Consider the following 17,590-nt stretch of genomic DNA (forward strand, 5'->3'; position numbering starts at 1 on the left):
CCTCTTTCCCTCCTTCCGCCATGTCCGGCCTTTTCTCCACCCTCGGTTCCTCGGTCAAAGCGCTCAACGCGCACGCCCGCGCCATCGAGATCGCCGGCAAGAATCTTTCGAACGTCAACAACACCGCCTACGCGCGCCAGCGCGTGATCTACGGTGATCGCGGCACGGTGGTCACGCCCGAGGGCGCGCAGAGCCTCGGCCTCGAAGCGCTCGCGGTGCAGCAACTCCGCGACTCCTTGCTCGACCGCCAAGTCATGCGCGAGACGGGCCTGAAATCCGCGTTCGAAGCCGAGCAGGACGTCCTCAGCCGCGCCCAAGCCGGCCTCGGCCAGAGCATTGATCGCTCCGCCTCTGCGACCGCATCCGGTTCCAACGCCTCTACGGGCGGCCTCGCCGCCGCCATCGGCGATTTCTTCAGTGCGTTCCAGAGCCTCGCCGCGCGCCCCACCGACGTTGGTGAGCGCCAGACGCTCCTGCAAAAGGCCGCGATCCTCACCGACCGCTTCAACCAAACCGATGCGCGCCTCGCGCAGGTGCAGGCCGACGTCAATACCGAGATCGGCGCCGACGTCGGCGACGTCAACCGCCTGCTCTCCACGATCGCCGACCTCAACGCCCAGATCGGCCGCATCGAAGTCGGCGCGCCCAACACCGCGATCGATCTTCGCGACCAACGGCAGGCCAAGCTCGAGGAACTCGCCGCCATCGTGCCCATCGACGTCCGCGACGCCACCGACGGACAGATCCAAGTCGTCATGAAGGACGCGGCCAACAACGACGTCGTCCTCGTCGACAAAGCCGCCGTCACCGGCCCCGTCGCCTTCACTGGCACCGGCCTGACCGGCGGCGCCTCCGGCACCGCGCTCGCATTCTCCTCCGGCAAAATCTACGGCCAGCTCAACGCCCGCGACGGCGCCGTGCAGGACCTCCGCGACGCCCTCGATGCGATGGCGCAACAGTTCGTCACGACCGTCAACGCCGCCTACAACCCGACCTCCACGGCCGGCGGCAACTTCTTCGCCGCCGCTGGCACTAGCGCCGGGACGCTCTCATTGCAGTCCGGCCTCACCGCGACGACGCTGCGCGCTGGCAACGGCGCCGCCGGCGACAACTCCATCGCCCTTGCCGTCGCAGCGATCGCAAGCCGGAGCTTCTCCACCGCCAGCGGCGATGCCGTCGACGGCACGATCAGCCAATTTTTCTCCCAGTCGGTCTCGAACCTCGGCCAGGCCCTCGCGAGCGCCAACTCCCGCGTCGACGACCAGACCAACATCGCGAACCTCGTCAAATCCCAGCGCGACACCGTGAGCGGCGTCTCGCTCGACGAGGAAATGGCCGACCTCGTGCGCTTCCAACGCGCGTTCCAGGCCTCCTCGCGCGTCTTTTCCGTCGTCGACGAACTGCTCGACACCGTCGTCAACCGGCTCGGCAACTAAGCCCCCACAGAATCTCCGCCATGCGCATCGCCTCCAACACGGTTTCCGACAACATCGTCCGCCAAATCCAAAACCTCGGATCGCAGTCGGCGCGCTTGCAGTCGTTGGTGGCGAGCGGCCAGCGCATCACGAATCCCGAGGACGATCCCGCCGCCGTCAGCCGCGTCATCAACCTCGAGAACGAGCGCCGCTCCATCGAGCAATTCCAGCGCAACGCCAGCCGCGCCCTCGAGGTCAGCCAGGCATCATACTCGGGCCTGCAGCAGATCAAGAAACTCTCCGATCGCGCCACCGAGATCGGCACGCTTGGCACCGGCACGGTCAGCGCCGAGGCGCGCACGGCCTACGCGGCCGAAGTCGACCAGCTCCTCGAGCAGGCCGTGCAACTCGGCAACACGAAGTTCCGCAACGACTACATTTTCGCCGGCACCGCGGTTGACGCCGCGCCCTTCACGGCGGCGCGCAACGCGAGCGGCAAGATCACGGGCGTCACCTATGCGGGCAATTCCGCGCAATCCTCCATCGCCCTCTCCGAGTCATCCGCCGTGACCGCGGGCACCTCCGCCGACACCAACACCGGCATCGGCGATTTCATCAACCGCCTTGTCTCGCTCCGCGACTCCCTCCAGTCCGGCAACACCACCGCCGTGAAGGCGGCGCAGACTGAGCTGCTCAACAGCGAGGACCTCCTCGTGAACTCCCTGTCCTCGCAAGGCGCTGTGCAGATGCGCATCGAGGTGAACCAGGCCCAGCAGAAGGACCGCGCCGCCAATCTTGAGAAGCTCGTTTCCTCCGAAGCCGACGGCGACCTGCCTTCCACGATCGTGAAGCTGAACCAGAATCAGGTCGCCTATCAGGCCGCACTCCAGTCCGCGTCGAACATCATGAAGCTCTCCCTTCTCGACTATTTGAAATAACCGCCCACCGCCACCACCCGCCGCACCGCCATGAAAGTCATCCTCGAAACACCTTCCGCCGAGCTCGACCAGCAGGTCGCGAATCTCTTCACGTTGCCCCAGGGCATCATCGGTTTCCGCGACTACACGCAGGCCGAGATCCTTTATCAGCCCGACCACCTCCCGTTTCTCTGGCTCAAGCTCAGCAACGGCAAGGACTCCGTCCACTTCATCGTGATCGAGCCCGCCGGCCTCATCCCGGACTACACGCCGGAAGTCTTCGACGACGACGCGATGCAGCTCGACTTGCGCGACAGCAGCGAGGCCATGGTGCTCAACATCGTCACGCTCGAACAGCAGCGCCCACTGGAGGCCAAGGTCAACTTGATCGGCCCGATCCTCCTGAATCGCCGCACGAAGATCGGCCGCCAGCTCGTCATCTCGAACTACTCGCGCTACTCCGCGCACCACCCGCTCGTCGAGAGCACCCAGGTCGCCACCGCCGCCACTGCCTGAGGATTCCCCCATGCTCGTCCTTTCTCGCAAAACCAATGAAGCGATCGTCATCGGCGACGGCATCGAGATCCGCATCAACCGGATCGATGGCGACGTCGTGAAGATCGGCATCATCGCCCCGCGCGAGGTCCCCATTTTCCGCAAGGAAGTGCAGACCGCCATCGCCGCGACCAATCAGGCCGCTGCCTTCAAGCCCGCCGCCGGCCCGTCCGGCGCCGCGTTCCCGACCCTTCCAAAAATCAACCGGACCAAGGATACCGGCCCGGTTCAGTCGTCCGCCATGGATGGTGGCAACAAAACCGCCCCGACCGTTCCCGCGAAACCCGCGGTGAAGGTCAACGCGGCCTAAACCCAACCACCACCCGCCATGAGCGTCATCAACACCAACATCCAGGCCATCGCCGCCGCCCGCAACCTCAACGCTTCCCAGGAAATGCTGGGTCGCTCTCTCACGCGCCTCTCTTCCGGCTCCAAGATCGTCAACCCCTCCGACGACGCCGCCGGCCTCGCCGTCTCCGAAAAGCTCGACGCGCAAAACCGCCGCGTGAAGGCCGCGACGACCAACGTCCAGAACGCCATCTCCTACGTCCAGACCGCCGACGGCTTCATGTCCGGCATGACGAAGATCCTCTCGCGCATGAGCGAGCTCGCGATCCTCGCCAAGGACGTCACCAAAAACGCCACCGACATCTCGCTCTATCAGCAGGAATTCGGCGCGCTCCAGGATCAACTCCGCGCCACCATCGGCGGACCGACCTCCGAGATCGGCGGCACGACCGACATCGATACTCCGCTCGGCGCGTTCAACGGCATCACCCTCTTTGGCGAGAACACCTCCGGCCTCACCGTCACGATCGGCCAGGCGGTCGGCCAGGACATGACCATCCCCGAGTCCAACCTCCGCGATGGCGACATGCTCGACATCATCGATCAGGATGGCTCCGGCGTCTACTCGCTCTCCGTCACCGACTCCGACGCGATCGGCAAGATCACCGAGGCGATCCAAGACGTCGCCACCGAGCGCGCTTCGCTCGGCGCCTCGCAATCCCGCCTCGAACTTGCCGCGAAGACCCTGCAGGTCGAATACGAGAACCTCGGCGCCGCCATCTCGCGCATTCGCGATGTCGACGTGGCCGAGGAATCCACCCAATACGCGAAGTTCAACATCCTCGTGCAATCCGGCACCGCGATGCTTGCCCAAGCCAACCAGACCCCGAAGAGCGTCCTCAGCCTCCTCCAGCAGTAATTTTGTGCAAGTCGTCGGCGCGACGACGTCCCCGCCGCGCACGCCCCCTTCGACGGGCCTACACCACTAGAACCCCGCCGTTAAAAAAAGAGACCGCCGTCGAGTGCAACCGACGGCGGTCTTCTTTTTTGGGCGGCCGCACGTCGGCGTGCGGGGAAGGGGCGTTGCCTCAACTGCGCAGTTCTGGAGTCGCGTTGCTGTCCACGTTCCTATCGCCGAACCCAAGGGTGCGCCAGTGGCGGACAGGTCGCGCGGCCAAGCGCGATCATCGCGAAGATGTTTTCTTTCGCGGTCCTCCGTCCGGCTCGTGCTTGCGATTCGGCGCAAAAGAAAAGCGCGGCGTTCGCCGCGCTCGACTCTCTCCGGTAAACTCGCGCCGACTCAGGTTTGACGCGCGACCGGCACCACGTGGGCGACTCGATTCGCGGCAGCGGCCTGCTGGCACGTCGGGCAGATGCCGAAGAACTCCACGAGGTGCGTCAGCTCGGCGTAACCGCGTTCGCGCAGCACGCGCTCGACTCCCTCGATGGGGAAGTAGTCGACGGGTTCCGTGGCGCCGCAGGCTTTGCACACGATGTGGTAGTGTTTCGGCTGCTGGCTCAGCACCAGCTCATACATGCTCGTGCCGTTGTGCCGGAAGCTCCGGCGCACGATGCCGACTTTCTCGAACGCGCTGAGGCAGCGATAGACCGTCACGAGATCGCATTTCTGCGCCGTGAGTTCGTGGTGCAAGGTCTCGATGGGGACCGGCGCCTGCCGGCGAGCGAGCGATTCGATCAGCGCGACGCGGGGCTTCGTGATGCGCATGCCGGCCTTGCGAATGCGCGCGAGAGCGTCGGTGAGCGGATCGACAACCTTCGGGGCGTGGACACCCGCGAGCGGATGGTTGGAATGTGTAGCCGCAATCATCGGTCTGGAGGATGCGTTTCAATTGCAGATGGCCGGCCCGCTGGCGAGGGGCATTCGGGAAACGCACGTTTTTTTTGCCGACGCGGCCCGATCTCCCGCGTTTTTGTCCGGCTCGGTCGGACGGGCCTGCGACGTCCTGCGCGGAACTGCGACAACCCGTTCTGCTCCCGGGCCCGGAACGTTGGTTGCGAACGTCTGGGGCCTGTGCTAGCGGTTCCGCCTCTTAGTGATGCAAGACTTGGAATTCACCGAAGTTGTCGAACTCATCTGCAAGGAGGACGCGCGATTCGACCGCAAAGCCTACACGTTTGTCCGGCAGGCGCTGGACCACACCGTGAAGGAGCTCAAGAAGCGCGCCCCCGAACGCGCGGGGCGTTCCCAACACGTGACCGGGCCGGAACTCCTTGGCGGCGTCCGCGACTACGCGCTCGATCAGTTCGGCCCGCTGGCCAAGACCGTGCTCAACGCTTGGGGCATCACGCGCTGCCGCGACATCGGCGACATCGTTTTCAATCTCATCGAGTATAACGTTTTCTCCAAAACCGAGAACGATCGCCGCGAGGACTTCGCGGACATCTACGACTTCGACGAGGCCTTCGTGAAGCCCTTCGCCCCCGCGAAATCGCGCAAGCGTCGCGCCTCCTTCGGCGCCACGAACTGACCGTCCCCCGCGCCGCGCCCCGGGCCGCCCCGCTCCTGCGCGGCCGCTGGCGCTTCGCTCGCATCCTTTCTTCATGCCGAAAAATTCCTCTTCCCGCTCCCGCGACCTCGCGTTGCTCGAGTCCCTGTGGCGCGCTCCGGTCGAGCGCTACACGCTCGCCAACGGACTCACCGTCCTCCTCAAACGCGACACGGCCGCTCCCGTCGCCTCCGTGCAGGTCTGGGTCAAAACCGGCAGCATCCACGAGGGCGCGCACCTCGGCGCCGGACTCTCGCATTACCTCGAGCACATGCTCTTCAAGGGCACGCCGCGCCGCGCCGGCCGTGAGATCTCCGCGACCGTCCAGGCGCACGGCGGCTACATCAACGCCTACACGACGTTCGACCGCACCGTTTACTACATCGACATCCCCGCCGAGCACACCGCCGTCGCCATCGACATCCTCGCCGACGCCACGCTCAACTCCACGCTGCCCGCCGATGAAGTGGAGAAGGAGAAGAACGTCATTCTCCGCGAAATCGACATGTGCCTCGACGATCCCGACCAGCGCCTCGGCCAGGCGCTCTTCGAGACCGCCTACCGCACGCATCCCTATCGCCAGCCGATCATCGGCCATCGCGATGTCTTCGCCGCCAACACGCGCGAGGACCTCGCCGCCTACTACCGCGAACGCTACGCGCCGAACAACCTCGTCGTCGTCATCGTCGGCAACTTCGACGCGGTCGCCACGCGTGCGGCCGTCGCGCAGCACTTCGGCGCCACGCCGCGCCGCCGTCTCGCTCCCGTGCTCGTCTCGGACGAGACGCCGCAACTCTCCCGCCGCGACCAGCATCTCTTCGAAGACGTCGAAATCTCTCGCGCCGGCCTCGGTTGGCAGATTCCCGGTCTCGCCCACGAGGACATGGCCGCGCTCGACATGCTCGCGATGGTTCTCGGCCACGGTGACGCCTCGATCCTTTGGCAAGCCGTCCGTGAAAAAGCGCGCCTCGTCCACACCATCGACGCGATGACGTGGAGCCCCGGCACCAGCGGTCTCTTCTACGTTTCGTTCATGGCCGATGCGGACAAACGCGCCGCCGCCGAAGCCGCCGTGCTCCGCGAAGTCGCCCGCGTCGCCGCGCACGGCGTCAGCCCGCGCGCGCTCGCCAAGGCCGTCCGCCAAGCCGTCACCGCCGAGGTGAACATGCACAAGACGATGTCCGGCCAGGCCTCGCGCCTCGGTGCCGCGGAAGTCGTCGTCGGCGACGTCAACTACACGCGCCGCTACTTCGAACGACTCACCGCGCTCCGCCCGGCCGACTTGGTGCGCGTGCTCAAGAAGTATCTCGTTCCGGAAAAACTCACCGTCGTATCGAGCAACCCGAAGTCCGCGGCCGCGGCCGCGCCGGTCCCGAGTATCGCGACCGGTCCCGCCGCCGAGTTCAAGGAACTCACGCTCCCGAACGGCGCGCGCCTGCTCCTGCAGCCGAACCGCAACCTGCCAAACCTGCACTTCCGCCTCGCCTTCGCCGGTGGCCCGCTGTTCGAGCCGGCCGACCGCCGCGGCCTCTGCGCGCTGATGTCGGCGTTGCTCGCCAAGGACACCCGCAAACGCACCGCCGAACAGGTCGCGCTCGCCATCGAGGCGGTGGGCGGCACGTTCGCCGACTTCTCCGGCAACAACAGCTTCGGCCTCTATGCCGACGTGCTTCCCGGCGACGCCGACCTCGCGCTCGAGTTGCTCGCGGACGCCACGCTGCAACCGGCGTTCAAGGCTGCCCGCCTCGAGATCGAGCGCGAAGGCGCTCTCGCCAGCCTGCGCGAATCGATGGACGACCCGGTCTCGGTCGGACGGAAAAAGCTCCGCGAAAAATTCTTCGGCGCGCATCCGTTCGCCGTCGAGAGCATCGGCAACGAGGCCGGCCTCCGCGCCATCGCGCCGGCCGACCTCAAGGCGCTCCACGCGCGTCTCGCCGTGGCGTCGAACGCCGTGCTGGCCGTCGCCGGCGACTTCGACCCGAAGAAACTCGCGCCGAAGTTGAAGGCGTTCCTCACCCGCCTGCCGCGTGGCAAAATCGAGCGGCCGCAGCCCAAGCTCGCGCCGGTGGCCGGCGAGTTCGTCGAGCAGCAGCCGCGCCAGCAGGCGATCGTCTTCCAGGCGTTTCCCGGGCCCGGTTTGCTTGTGCCCGACTACTACGTCGCCGAAGTCGCGGAGGAATTGTTCAGCGGCATGTCGTCGAATCTCTTCGAGCGCGTGCGCGAGCAGAAGAGCCTCGCGTATTTCGTGCGCTCCAGCCGCGTGACTGGCCAGCGCGCGGGCATGTTCTACTTCTACGCCGGCGCCAGCCCGGAGCGTTACGGCGAAGTGCTCGAGGAGTTCGCACTCGAAATCGCGCGCGTGCAGGCCGGCGGGGTCGGCGCCGACGAGTTGCGCCGCTGCCAGACGCGACTGAAGGCCGGCAAGCGCATGGGCCAGCAGACCAACTCGGCCCGCGCGATGCAGGCCGCGCTCAACGCCGTGAACGAGCTGCCGGTCAACGACAGCCAGCTCTACGACGCGCACATCGACGCGGTCACCATCGAGCGGTTGCGCGATTTCGCCCGGACGTATTTCACCGCGGAGACGCGCACGCAGCTGGTGGTCAAGCCGTGAAATTCGCGGAAGAAAGGGAGTGCTGCCGGCTTGCCGGACGAGCGGCGGGCGGGCACGCTCGCCGCACCCTTATGAATACGAAATTGCCCCGACTCCTCGCGGTCGCGTTCGCCACGTGCGCGCTGATCGCCGTTGCCCCCGCCCAAGAAGCCAAGCCCGAGCACAAGGAAAAAGGCCCGAGCAAGGCGAACCTCGAGAAATACGACGCCAACAAGGACGGCAAACTCGACGAGGCCGAGACCGCGAAGATGAACGCGGACAAGGAAGCCGCCAAGCAGGCGCGCCTCGCGAAATACGACACGAACAAGGACGGCAAGGTCGACAAGACCGAGGCCGAGGTGGAAAAGGCCGACAAGGAGAAGGCGAAGGCCGAGCGCGAAAAAGCCAAGGCCGAGAAGCAGGCCGCCAAGGAAGCCAAGAAGGCCGGCCACGAGCCGAAGTCGCCGCAGAATCAGAACTGAGCGCGAATTCTTCGCCCGCGAATTTCAGCCCCGGCCACACGCCGGGGCTTTTTGTTGGCCGGGCGCGTTACTTCTTGTCCGCGAATCCGCCGCTCCACTTGAGCTTGCTGCGCATGACCGCGAAGTGCGAATAGCCGCGCGGTTGGACGAGCGCGATGCGGCGCGGCGCGAGCGAGATTTCGATCGAGCCGCCGGTGACGAGCGAGTTGCGCTGACCGTCCATCGCCACGAGGAGGCGCGCGTCTTCCGTGCGATTGACGATGCGGAGTTTCACCCGCTCCCGGAAGATGATCGTGCGATTGCTCAGCGTGTGCGGGCAGATCGGCGTCATCGCGATCGTCTGCGCCGCCGGGTGCATGATGGGGCCGCCCGCCGCGAGATTGTAGGCCGTGGAGCCCGTCGGCGTGGAGAAGATGATGCCATCGCAGTAGTAGTCGGTGACGAGTTCGTCGTCGGCGAAGACCTCCAACCGCACGAGGCGCGAGTTCACCTCGTTTTTGATCAGCACGTCGTTCAGCGCGATGTCGTGGTGACCGGGGCCGGCGCGGCAATCCAGCAGCGTGCGCCGCGCGATGCGGTAATCGCCTTTGAGGATCGCCGGGAAATGGGTGCGTGCCTCCTCGGCCGAATAGGTCGTGAGGAAGCCGAGGCTGCCGCGATTCACGCCGATGATCGGGATGTTCTCGCGCATCGCAGCGCGCACGACGCCGAGCAGCGTGCCGTCGCCGCCGATGACGCACACGGCGTCGCAGCCCTTGAAATAGCCGCGCGGAAGCTTGCGGCCTTGGTTGAGCTCGGTGCGTTTCGCGGCGGCCTTGCCGGCGATCGCCATCAGCTCCGCGCCGAGCTCGGCGGCACCGGGGCGATCCGGATTCACGACGAAGGCGATGCGGTTGAGCTGCTCCATGACGCGGGGAAGGTAGTGCGAGCGGGGTGGGGTTGGAAACAGGAATCTCTGGGCGCGCCGTGCTGTAAGCCTGCTTAGTCGGATTTCCGGAGACCCAGTAGAAATTCGCGGTTGCCGTCGGCGCCGTGGATGGGGCACTCCCGCTCGCCGTGGATGCTCGCGCCCGGCAGCTCGCGCAACGCGAACTCGCGCACCTCGCTCATGACGCGAGCGCGCACGGCGTCGTCGCGGATCACGCCCTGGCCGCGATCGACCTCGGCCTTGCCGGCTTCGAATTGCGGTTTCACGAGCGCGACCAGCGTGCCTCCGGCGCGCAGGAACGGCCATACCGCCGGAAGGACGCTTTTCAGCGAGATAAACGACAGGTCCATCACGACGACGTCGTAGCTGGCTCGCGGCAGCGCGCCGGGCGCGAGGTGGCGGGCGTTGGTTTTTTCCAGCGACGTGACGCGCGGGTCGCGGCGGATTTTGTCGTGTAGCTGGCCCGTGCCCACGTCGACGCACGTCGCCGACGCCGCGCCGGCTTGGAGCGCGCAATCCGTGAAGCCGCCGGTGGATGCGCCCACGTCGAGCACATGCGCGCCCGGGAGATCGATGGGGAATTGCTCGAGGTAAGCGGCGAGCTTCTCGCCGCCGCGGCTGACGAAACGCGGCGGCTGGTCGATCGTGATCTCGAAGTCGGCGGCGAATTCCTTCCCGGGTTTGTCGAGCCGCTCGGTGCCGTGTCGCACGCGGCCGGACATGATCAGCGCCTTGGCTTGCGAGCGCGACGCGCAGAGTCCGCGCGTCACGAGCAGTTCATCGAGGCGTTGTTTGCCGGAGGCCACGAGGGAAGCGAAGCTGCCGCGCGTCCGCGCGTCGACGACGAACTCACCGCGCGGGCTGGCACTGCGGACACCAGCAACTCGTGCGTCCGCCCACCGTGGCGTGGCGCAGCGGCGCTTCGCAGCGCGGGCAATGTCCGCCCTTGGCCCAGCGGTGATTGAACAGCCACGATGCCGGCATGAACTCGTTTAGCTCCGCCGGCATGCGCCCGCCGACGCCGGCGTTGTAGCGCAGCGCACCGCGACAGACGAAACGGCATTCGCGGTGCAACGCGCGGATCTCCGCGGGCGTGAGCGAGCCCGCGAGACGCGACGGGGTGAGCCGGGCGCGCCACAGAATTTCGTCCGCCATCCAGTTGCCGATACCCGGGAATCGCACCTGCATCAGCAGCACCGCTTTGATCGGCGCGCGACGGCGGCGCACGAGGAAATCGCGCACCGCAGCGACCGAGAACGGCGCGGAGAGGATCGCCGGCGCGATGCGCGTCCACCAATCCGGAGCGGTTTTCCCGTGGTGGAAAAGCACCGCGCCGAACATGCGCGGGTCGGTGAAAACGAGCTGTCGCTCGCGTTGCACGAGCACGAGGTGGTCGTGTTTGCGGGGCGCGTAGTCGGGCGCCTCGACGCGCAGCTCGCCGCTCATGCCGAGGTGCACGCCGAGCCAGTTGCCGCCACTGAAGCGAAACAGCATCTGCTTCGCCGCGGTTTCAGAATCGATCAGCGTGGCGCCGGTGAGCGCGCGGACGATCTTCGCCGGATCGATGCCGCGGAAAACCTTCGCGCGCTCGTGCAGGAGCACGTGGGCGACTTTCGCGCCGTGCCCCACGGCCCAGCGGCGGCGATAGAATTCGACTTCGGCCAGCTCAGGCATGGGAACAGGCAACTGCGGCGTGGGCGGAGCGCAAGCTGTCGATGGCGCCGGCGGGTTTATCGCCTCTTGGGTGACAACGCGCGGCGTGGTCAGGCGAGCGAGGCCACGAACGCGGCGAGGTCGGCGAAGAGCGGCACGCCGGGGCGCAGGCGCGGCGTCCACGCGGCGGCGTCGTATTTGCCGGTGCAGACGGCGGCGGAGCGGATGCCGGCGGCGAGGCCGGCGTCGATGTCGCTCTCGCGGTCGCCGACCATCCAGCATTGCGCGGGGTCGAGGCGATGTTGCGCGATCATCTCGAGGATGAAACGCGGCGAGGGCTTGCGATAGAGCGACGGCTGGTCGGGCGCTTCGGGCGCGATGCAGGTCGCGGCGAACGCCGGTGCGGGCAGCGCGAGCAGTTCCTCCATCCGCGCGTTGCAGCGGTGCGTGTCTTCGATCGTATGGAAACCGCGGCCGATGCCGGACTGGTTCGTGAAGAGGAAGAGCAAATAACCGAGCTCGCGCGCGCGGTGGAGCGCGGCGGCGGCGCCGGGGATCAGTTCGACGCCGGCCGGGTCCGCGAGGTAGTCGCGGTCGTGGATGATGGTGCCATCGCGGTCGAGGAAGAGCGCTTTGGCCATCGGAGCTTACTTCTCCTCGGAGACGTGCTGGAGAATTTCCTCCGGCGAAACCGTGGCGGTGCCGAGCTTGGCGACGACGACGCCGGCGGCGGCGTTGGCGAATTGGGCGGCCTCTTCGAGGACGGAACCCGCGGCGAGCGCGAGCGTGAGCGCGGCGATGGACGTGTCGCCGGCGCCGGAGACGTCGAAGACCTCGCGCGCCATCGTCGGGATGACGCGGCCGGCCTTGCCGTTGTGCGAGAGGAGCATGCCGTCCTCGCTCAATGTGATGACGAGGTGCTTCGGTTGGTATTGCTCGTAGATGCGCGCGCAGACCTCGGCGGCGGGGAAGGGCTGGTGCGGCTCGGGCTCGATGCCGGCGAGCTGGAGCGCTTCCTTGCGGTTCGGCGTGATGAGATCGGGCTGAAAAAAGCGGAGCTTGCGGCGCGGCTTCGGGTCGAGGGCGATGAGTTTGCCGTGTTCGCGTGCGAGGGCGGTGACTTTGGCGACGAGGTCGTCGGTGAGCAGACCCTTGGCGTAGTCGGAGAGGATGATGGCGTCGCACTTGCGGATCGCCTTCTCGAAGGTCGCTTCGAGTTTGCCGCTGTCGATGGCGTAGTCGTGCTGCGGCGACTCGCGGTCGAGACGGCAGAGTTGCTGGCGGCGGACGAGCACGCGGGTCTTCACGATGGTGGAGCCGCTGCCGGGCGTCGGGATCGTCGCGATGCCTTTTTGCGTGAGGATGCCGCTGAGGCGTTTGCCGGCGTCGTCCTTGCCGAAGAAGCCCGCGAGCGTGGCCTTGGCGCCGAGCGAGGCGAGGTTGAGCGCGACGTTGGCCGCGCCGCCGGCGCTGTAGGTGTCGCGATCGATGTCGACGACGGGCACCGGAGCCTCGGGCGAGATGCGCTGGGCGTCGCCCCAGACGTAGTGGTCGAGCATCACGTCGCCGATGACGAGGACGTGGAGTTTCGAGATCTTCTTCAGCAGGGACTTCATCGCGGGGGAAAGGGCTTAGCGAATCTCCCAGTTGTAGGGATGACGCGAGAGCATTTTTGCCCCGGTGGCGGTGACCTGCACGACGTCCTCCCAGCGGCAGCCGCCGAGGCCCGGATAATAGAGGCCGGGCTCGACCGTCACGACCGCGCCCTTCTTCAAGATCGACGAAACGGTGCTGAAGCGGCAGCCCGGATCGTGCACGGCAAGGCCGAGGCCGTGGCCGGTGCCGTGGAAGATGCCGACGGCGCCGTTGGCGCCGCGTTTGGTTTCGTAGCCTTCGGCGATGAAGTGATCGACGACGCCTTGGTGCACGTCGCGGCCGTCGACACCGGCGCGGATACTGCGGATGGCTTCGCGCTGCGCGGCGAGCACGGTGCCGACCATGCGGCGCTGCACCTCGCGCGGGCGGCCTTTCAGGTAAGTGCGGGTCATGTCGCCGTAGTAGCCGCTGGCGACGTGGCGCGGGAAGATGTCGAGGATGATGAGTTCGTGCGGGCGGAGCGGGCCGTGGCCGCGCTCGTGCGGATCGCAGGCCTGGTCGCCGCCGGCGACGATGGTGTCGCGCGCCTCGCCGCCCTGTTCCTTGATCGCAACGTCGATGAAGAACCGCAGGCGCTCGGAGGTGAGCGGCTTGCCTTGGTAGATCAGCGTGCGGCCCTTGATGCGCGCGGCGCGGAGGATTTTTTCGGCGGTGCTGAAGCCGACGGCGCTGAGCCGGTTGCCTTCGCGGATGGCGGCGGCTTCGCGGTCGGATTTGATCTCTCGTTCGGGGAAGAGCATGCCGTCGGCGAATTGCAGGCGCAGGCCGGCTTTCGTGAGCTTCACGTAGAGCCCGGCCGGGAAGTCGTCGGCGACGCGGAAGGAGCGCTGCTTGAAGTGCTGCGCGAGGCAGAGAATCATCTCCGCGATGCCCGCGCGCGGGCCGTATTTTTTCTTCGCGGCGTCGAGCCACTCCTCGCGCGAGAGCACGACGTCGAACGCGCTGGTCTTTTTCACGCGTCCAAATTCGAGCGCGCCCTGCACGGTGTATTTCTTCGCGCCGACGCCGAAGGCGACGAACGGGTCGTGAACCTCGACCTGGCCGAAATAGAGCATGTCGGCGCTGGAGGCGGTGTCGGAGTAGAGCAGGGGAGGCGGAAGTTTGGACAAGGTGGAACGAGGGTTGAGTTTTGAGGGGCTGTGTCTAGCCATGGCAGCGAACAAAACGCAAAAATGTTTTCCCGCTTCACGCTCCTCGTCCTTTCCTGTGCGTTCACGCTCGGCGCCCTCACGGCGTGCGACGGCAAGTCCGAGGAAAAGGGGCCGCCCAAGACCGTGGACGATTATTTTCCGATCAAGATCGGCGACCAAGTCGTGAAGATGCAGATCGCGGCTTTGCCCGCCGAGCAGCAGCGCGGCCTGATGTTCCGCAAGGCGATGGGGCGCGACGACGGCATGCTGTTCGTCTTTACCGGTCCGCAGCCGATGGCGTTTTGGATGCGCAACACCACGCTGCCGCTCGACATCGGCTACATCGACTCGTCCGGGGTGCTGCGGGAAATTTACCCGCTTTATCCGCTGGACGAGCGCTCGGTCTCATCGCGCGGACGCGACATGCAGTTCGCGCTCGAGATGAATCAAGGGTGGTTCAAGGACCGCGGCGTGAAGCCCGGCGTGAAGCTCGACCTCAAGGCCGTGCGCGACGCGCTCAAGGCGCGCGGGCTTGATCCGTCGGCGGCAGGGCTGCGCTAGACGCCAGCTCCTCTGGAGACGGCGCGCGAAGAGTAAATCGCGGCGGGCCCAGCGGTCCCCCCCTACCGCACGCTCGCGTGTGCCGAGAGCCCAGCTGCGTGCGGTTCGCTCACTCGTCGTCCGCGGCGGGGTCTTTTTTCCGGCGATCGACCTTCTCGACCTTGAACTCGTCCTTGGGGAGCACGTTGTCGGTCTTCACGACGGCGACCGGGAGCTTGGTTTTGATCCACAGCTCGGACTCCTTGAAATACTTCGCGCTGGCGCTCTCGAGCGCCTCGCCGACGGATTTGACCGGCAGCATGCGGCCGCGCTTCGAGGCGTTGAAATCGTAGGCGCCCTTGAAGATGCGGTCAGGCGTCGAGAACGGGCTGGCGCTCTCCGGAATCTGCACGACCCAGCCGACCATGTCCTTGTCGGGCAGCTTGCCCTCGGGGTCGGAGAGCAGGATGACGAACTGCTTCTTCGGCGGCGGCGGCTTGATGTCCTCGTCGGCGGACGGCTGCGTGGCCTCGTTCATCGCTTCGACGATGTCGCGCAGGAGCTCGGGCTCGATTTTGTGTTTCTTGAGGATCTCGGCGACTTGGCTGACTTCGATTTTGGCCATGTGGAAAAGGTGAAACTCCCACGAAACACACGAAGTGCCGGGAAACTCAAATAAAACTTCGACGGGGAGTGGATGGCGTGCGTGGGGTCTGCAGGCGGATGGATGGGAGTTTGTCACCTATTAGGTGACAAAACAGTCGGGGCGGACGGCGAGGCGGGCGGCGCTTCGGCAATGGTCGTCGTGGTTTTTCAAATGGTCGTCGCTGGACGTTGGTCCGGCCGGCGCGCGGCGGCGACGGTGCGTTGACTCCCTCACTTGCCCGCCCAACCTCGCTCGCCGATGCGCGCTGCTCCGCGCCTTTCCACGCCCTCCGCGCCGCCGCTGCCGTGGCGCACGGTGTGGGGCATTTGGACCGTCGTCGGCGTGCTGCTGGTCATCCAGACCTACGTGACGGTGGTCGGCAATCCGCCCGCCACGCTGCGCGGACACCTCTACATCAGCTTCGCGCAGGTGCTGCGCGCGTGGCTCTGGGCGGCGCTGACGCCCGGGGTGTTCTGGCTGCGGCGCTACCTTGCCGCGCAACATCCGAATGCCGCCGTGCGCTTCGCCCTGCACCTGCTGGCGGCGCTGACGATCTTCACTTTCGGGAACCTGCTCCGGCTCTGGGCGATGTATTTCCTCTTCGGCTATTTCCGTCCGGAGGACAAATCGCCGTCGTTCGTCCTCGCCCAGCTCGATGCCCGCAGCCTGATCGACCTCTACCTTTACGCGCTGCTCGTGGCGGTGGGCTACATCAGCGACCTGATGGCGCAACGGCGCGACGACGAGCGGCGCGAGGAGGGACTGCGCGCCCAACTCGCGCAGGCGGAGCTCGCCGCGCTGCGCCAGCAGATCCAGCCGCATTTTCTCTTCAACGCCCACAACGCCGTCGCGGCGCTCATCCGCGAGCACGAGAACGACAAGGCCATCGATGCCATCACGCAGCTCTCAGCGCTGCTGCGGCAACTCATGGAGCACGCGGGCAAGCCCGAGATCGAGCTCTGGCGCGAACTCGACTACGCGCAGGCTTACCTCGCCATCGAAAAACTCCGGCTCGAGGAGCGGCTCATCACGCACTTCCTGATCGACGACGACTGCCTCGACGCCCGTGTGCCGACGCTCATCCTCCAGCCGATCGTCGAGAACGCCGTGCGGCACGGCATCGCCCAACGACGCAATCCCGGCACGCTCACGGTGACGGCGCGACGGCAGGGCGGCATGCTGGCGATCGAGGTGGTGAACGACGCCTCGGAGTTCGCCGAGTCCACCGCGCGCGGTCGCGGCGTCGGGCTCGGCTCCACCCGCGCGCGTCTCGAGCGGATCTTCGGACGCAGCCTCCGTTTCGAGTGCACGTTCAACCAAGGCGGCATCTCGCGCGTCCGGATCGAGTTTCCCTTCCGGACGGCGGTTGCCGCGACTCCTTCCTCCCCTGCATGACGAAGATCCGCACCCTTATCGCCGACGACGAGAAGCCGGCGCGTCGCATCCTCCGCCAACTCGTGCTCGCCGACGAGGAACTCGAGCTGGTCGGCGAGGCCATGGACGGCCACCAGACGCTCGAGCAGATCCGCGCGCACCAGCCGCGGCTGCTGCTGCTCGACGTGCAGATGCCCGGCAAAACCGGGCTCGACGTCCTGTCCGCGTTGCCGCCGGCGGAGCGCCCCGAAGTCGTCTTTGTCACTGCGCACGATCACCACGCGTTGAGCGCGTTCGACTACCACGCGGTCGACTACCTCGTGAAGCCGTTCACCGATGCGCGGTTTCATCGGGCGATGGAGCGCGTGAAGGGCCGCATTCACCACGGCAATTTTTCCGCCGCCGAGAACGCGCTACGCGCGCTCTCCGAGCAGATCCAGCGCGCCACGACCTCCAGCGTGGCCACGACCGAGCCCGCGGCGCCGAGTTACGAGAACGCGCGGCTCGCGGTCAAAGCCGACGGGGAGCTGCATTTCGTGAAGCAGCGCGATCTGCGTTGGGTCGAGAGCCAGGGCGACTATCTGAACCTGCACCTCGTCGATCGCCGGTTGCTCATTCGGATGCCGATGAAGCGCATCGAGCAGCTGCTGCATCCCGCGCAGTTCGTGCGCATCCACAAGTCGACCATCATCAACACGGCCTTTCTCGATCGGATTGTGGCGACGTCGTCGTGCACGCAGGCGGCGCGGCTCGACGACGGCACGACGCTGCTGATCGGCCCTGCGTTCCGCCGCAATCTGGATCGGGTGAAGAACCTGGCTCCAACCTGACAGCGATGGACGTCTGGGATACATCGCGGAATCGGCCACGGTCGCCGCTGGGCGTTTGTCGCGGCGGCGAGTCGGC

The 17,590-nt window shown here is 66.4% G+C and carries 19 protein-coding genes; 11 read left to right on the forward strand and 8 right to left on the reverse strand.

Annotated features, from left to right (window positions below; translation table 11 throughout):
* Nucleotides 1-20: 20 nt before the first annotated feature.
* The 5 genes from flgK to HZA32_05510 are packed head-to-tail and all read left to right on the forward strand — an operon-like array spanning nt 21 to nt 4,094.
* Nucleotides 21-1,436, forward strand: coding sequence for a flagellar hook-associated protein FlgK (gene flgK / locus HZA32_05490; protein ID MBI5423519.1), 1,416 nt, complete (start codon nt 21-23; stop codon nt 1,434-1,436).
* A gap of 20 nt (nt 1,437-1,456) precedes the next feature.
* Nucleotides 1,457-2,353 carry a flagellar hook-associated protein FlgL gene (flgL, locus tag HZA32_05495; protein ID MBI5423520.1) on the forward strand — a complete coding sequence of 299 codons (897 nt, stop codon included), beginning with the start codon at nt 1,457-1,459 and terminating at the stop codon, nt 2,351-2,353.
* Between the two features lie 30 nt (nt 2,354-2,383).
* Nucleotides 2,384-2,848, forward strand: a complete 465-nt coding sequence (locus HZA32_05500) for a flagellar assembly protein FliW (protein MBI5423521.1) — start codon at nt 2,384-2,386, stop codon at nt 2,846-2,848.
* Between the two features lie 10 nt (nt 2,849-2,858).
* Nucleotides 2,859-3,197, forward strand: a complete 339-nt coding sequence (csrA, locus tag HZA32_05505; GenBank protein ID MBI5423522.1) for a carbon storage regulator CsrA — start codon at nt 2,859-2,861, stop codon at nt 3,195-3,197.
* A gap of 18 nt (nt 3,198-3,215) precedes the next feature.
* Nucleotides 3,216-4,094, forward strand: a complete 879-nt coding sequence (locus tag HZA32_05510) for a flagellin (protein ID MBI5423523.1) — start codon at nt 3,216-3,218, stop codon at nt 4,092-4,094.
* A 381-nt stretch (nt 4,095-4,475) separates the two neighbouring features.
* Here the strand turns inward: HZA32_05510 and HZA32_05515 are convergent, their stop codons facing one another.
* On the reverse strand, nt 4,476-5,003 hold the full coding sequence (locus HZA32_05515) for a transcriptional repressor (protein ID MBI5423524.1): 528 nt from the start codon (nt 5,001-5,003) through the stop codon (nt 4,476-4,478).
* Nucleotides 5,004-5,232: 229 nt separating this feature from the next.
* Between HZA32_05515 and HZA32_05520 the strand changes: the two genes are divergently transcribed.
* The 3 genes from HZA32_05520 (at nt 5,233) to HZA32_05530 (ending at nt 8,757) form a co-directional block, all read left to right on the forward strand.
* The gene (locus HZA32_05520) at nt 5,233-5,664 is read left to right on the forward strand and encodes a hypothetical protein (GenBank protein MBI5423525.1); all 432 of its coding nucleotides are present in this window, start codon (nt 5,233-5,235) and stop codon (nt 5,662-5,664) included.
* 73 nt (nt 5,665-5,737) lie between these two features.
* Complete coding sequence (locus HZA32_05525) at nt 5,738-8,296, forward strand: insulinase family protein (protein ID MBI5423526.1); 2,559 nt, start codon at nt 5,738-5,740, stop codon at nt 8,294-8,296.
* A gap of 71 nt (nt 8,297-8,367) precedes the next feature.
* On the forward strand, nt 8,368-8,757 hold the full coding sequence (locus HZA32_05530) for a hypothetical protein (GenBank protein MBI5423527.1): 390 nt from the start codon (nt 8,368-8,370) through the stop codon (nt 8,755-8,757).
* 67 nt (nt 8,758-8,824) lie between these two features.
* Here the strand turns inward: HZA32_05530 and HZA32_05535 are convergent, their stop codons facing one another.
* The 6 genes from HZA32_05535 to HZA32_05560 all read right to left on the reverse strand — a co-directional run bounded on the left by HZA32_05535 (nt 8,825) and on the right by HZA32_05560 (nt 14,145).
* Complete coding sequence (locus HZA32_05535) at nt 8,825-9,664, reverse strand: NAD(+)/NADH kinase (protein ID MBI5423528.1); 840 nt, start codon at nt 9,662-9,664, stop codon at nt 8,825-8,827.
* Nucleotides 9,665-9,738: 74 nt separating this feature from the next.
* A complete protein-coding gene (locus HZA32_05540; GenBank protein ID MBI5423529.1) occupies nt 9,739-10,491 on the reverse strand; it encodes a TlyA family RNA methyltransferase in 753 nt (250 codons plus the stop codon).
* A gap of 43 nt (nt 10,492-10,534) precedes the next feature.
* Complete coding sequence (locus tag HZA32_05545) at nt 10,535-11,359, reverse strand: Fpg/Nei family DNA glycosylase (protein ID MBI5423530.1); 825 nt, start codon at nt 11,357-11,359, stop codon at nt 10,535-10,537.
* A gap of 89 nt (nt 11,360-11,448) precedes the next feature.
* On the reverse strand, nt 11,449-11,979 hold the full coding sequence (locus HZA32_05550; protein MBI5423531.1) for an HAD-IIIA family hydrolase: 531 nt from the start codon (nt 11,977-11,979) through the stop codon (nt 11,449-11,451).
* A gap of 6 nt (nt 11,980-11,985) precedes the next feature.
* Nucleotides 11,986-12,954: a bifunctional hydroxymethylpyrimidine kinase/phosphomethylpyrimidine kinase gene (locus HZA32_05555; protein MBI5423532.1), complete on the reverse strand. Its 969-nt coding sequence runs from the start codon at nt 12,952-12,954 to the stop codon at nt 11,986-11,988.
* Between the two features lie 15 nt (nt 12,955-12,969).
* On the reverse strand, nt 12,970-14,145 hold the full coding sequence (locus HZA32_05560) for an aminopeptidase P family protein (GenBank protein MBI5423533.1): 1,176 nt from the start codon (nt 14,143-14,145) through the stop codon (nt 12,970-12,972).
* Between the two features lie 21 nt (nt 14,146-14,166).
* On the opposite strand from HZA32_05560, the gene HZA32_05565 reads away from it, so the two are divergent.
* Entirely contained in the window at nt 14,167-14,685 is a 519-nt protein-coding gene (locus HZA32_05565; GenBank protein MBI5423534.1) for a DUF192 domain-containing protein, read from the forward strand.
* 109 nt (nt 14,686-14,794) lie between these two features.
* Here the strand turns inward: HZA32_05565 and HZA32_05570 are convergent, their stop codons facing one another.
* Complete coding sequence (locus HZA32_05570) at nt 14,795-15,289, reverse strand: hypothetical protein (GenBank protein ID MBI5423535.1); 495 nt, start codon at nt 15,287-15,289, stop codon at nt 14,795-14,797.
* A gap of 279 nt (nt 15,290-15,568) precedes the next feature.
* Between HZA32_05570 and HZA32_05575 the strand changes: the two genes are divergently transcribed.
* Entirely contained in the window at nt 15,569-16,705 is a 1,137-nt protein-coding gene (locus HZA32_05575) for a histidine kinase (GenBank protein ID MBI5423536.1), read from the forward strand.
* Entirely contained in the window at nt 16,702-17,514 is an 813-nt protein-coding gene (locus tag HZA32_05580) for a response regulator transcription factor (GenBank protein MBI5423537.1), read from the forward strand. Before HZA32_05575 ends, HZA32_05580 begins: the two co-directional genes overlap by 4 nt.
* Nucleotides 17,515-17,590 lie beyond the last annotated feature (76 nt).

This window comes from Opitutia bacterium (assembly GCA_016217545.1).
GTDB lineage: Bacteria > Verrucomicrobiota > Verrucomicrobiia > Opitutales > Opitutaceae > Didemnitutus.

What these genes read in the sequence shown, in the direction of transcription:
- HZA32_05525 (MBI5423526.1), top strand. Translation starts at nt 5,738, where the DNA reads ATGCCGAAAAATTCCTCTTCCCGCTCCCGCGACCTCGCGTTGCTCGAG.
- csrA (MBI5423522.1), top strand. Translation starts at nt 2,859, where the DNA reads ATGCTCGTCCTTTCTCGCAAAACCAATGAAGCGATCGTCATCGGCGAC.
- HZA32_05535 (MBI5423528.1), bottom strand. Translation starts at nt 9,664, where the DNA reads ATGGAGCAGCTCAACCGCATCGCCTTCGTCGTGAATCCGGATCGCCCC.
- HZA32_05570 (MBI5423535.1), bottom strand. Translation starts at nt 15,289, where the DNA reads ATGGCCAAAATCGAAGTCAGCCAAGTCGCCGAGATCCTCAAGAAACAC.
- HZA32_05555 (MBI5423532.1), bottom strand. Translation starts at nt 12,954, where the DNA reads ATGAAGTCCCTGCTGAAGAAGATCTCGAAACTCCACGTCCTCGTCATC.
- HZA32_05580 (MBI5423537.1), top strand. Translation starts at nt 16,702, where the DNA reads ATGACGAAGATCCGCACCCTTATCGCCGACGACGAGAAGCCGGCGCGT.
- HZA32_05530 (MBI5423527.1), top strand. Translation starts at nt 8,368, where the DNA reads ATGAATACGAAATTGCCCCGACTCCTCGCGGTCGCGTTCGCCACGTGC.
- HZA32_05520 (MBI5423525.1), top strand. Translation starts at nt 5,233, where the DNA reads ATGCAAGACTTGGAATTCACCGAAGTTGTCGAACTCATCTGCAAGGAG.
- HZA32_05500 (MBI5423521.1), top strand. Translation starts at nt 2,384, where the DNA reads ATGAAAGTCATCCTCGAAACACCTTCCGCCGAGCTCGACCAGCAGGTC.
- HZA32_05515 (MBI5423524.1), bottom strand. Translation starts at nt 5,003, where the DNA reads ATGATTGCGGCTACACATTCCAACCATCCGCTCGCGGGTGTCCACGCC.
- HZA32_05545 (MBI5423530.1), bottom strand. Translation starts at nt 11,359, where the DNA reads ATGCCTGAGCTGGCCGAAGTCGAATTCTATCGCCGCCGCTGGGCCGTG.
- flgL (MBI5423520.1), top strand. Translation starts at nt 1,457, where the DNA reads ATGCGCATCGCCTCCAACACGGTTTCCGACAACATCGTCCGCCAAATC.
- HZA32_05560 (MBI5423533.1), bottom strand. Translation starts at nt 14,145, where the DNA reads ATGGCTAGACACAGCCCCTCAAAACTCAACCCTCGTTCCACCTTGTCC.
- flgK (MBI5423519.1), top strand. Translation starts at nt 21, where the DNA reads ATGTCCGGCCTTTTCTCCACCCTCGGTTCCTCGGTCAAAGCGCTCAAC.
- HZA32_05565 (MBI5423534.1), top strand. Translation starts at nt 14,167, where the DNA reads ATGTTTTCCCGCTTCACGCTCCTCGTCCTTTCCTGTGCGTTCACGCTC.
- HZA32_05550 (MBI5423531.1), bottom strand. Translation starts at nt 11,979, where the DNA reads ATGGCCAAAGCGCTCTTCCTCGACCGCGATGGCACCATCATCCACGAC.
- HZA32_05510 (MBI5423523.1), top strand. Translation starts at nt 3,216, where the DNA reads ATGAGCGTCATCAACACCAACATCCAGGCCATCGCCGCCGCCCGCAAC.
- HZA32_05575 (MBI5423536.1), top strand. Translation starts at nt 15,569, where the DNA reads ATGCGCGCTGCTCCGCGCCTTTCCACGCCCTCCGCGCCGCCGCTGCCG.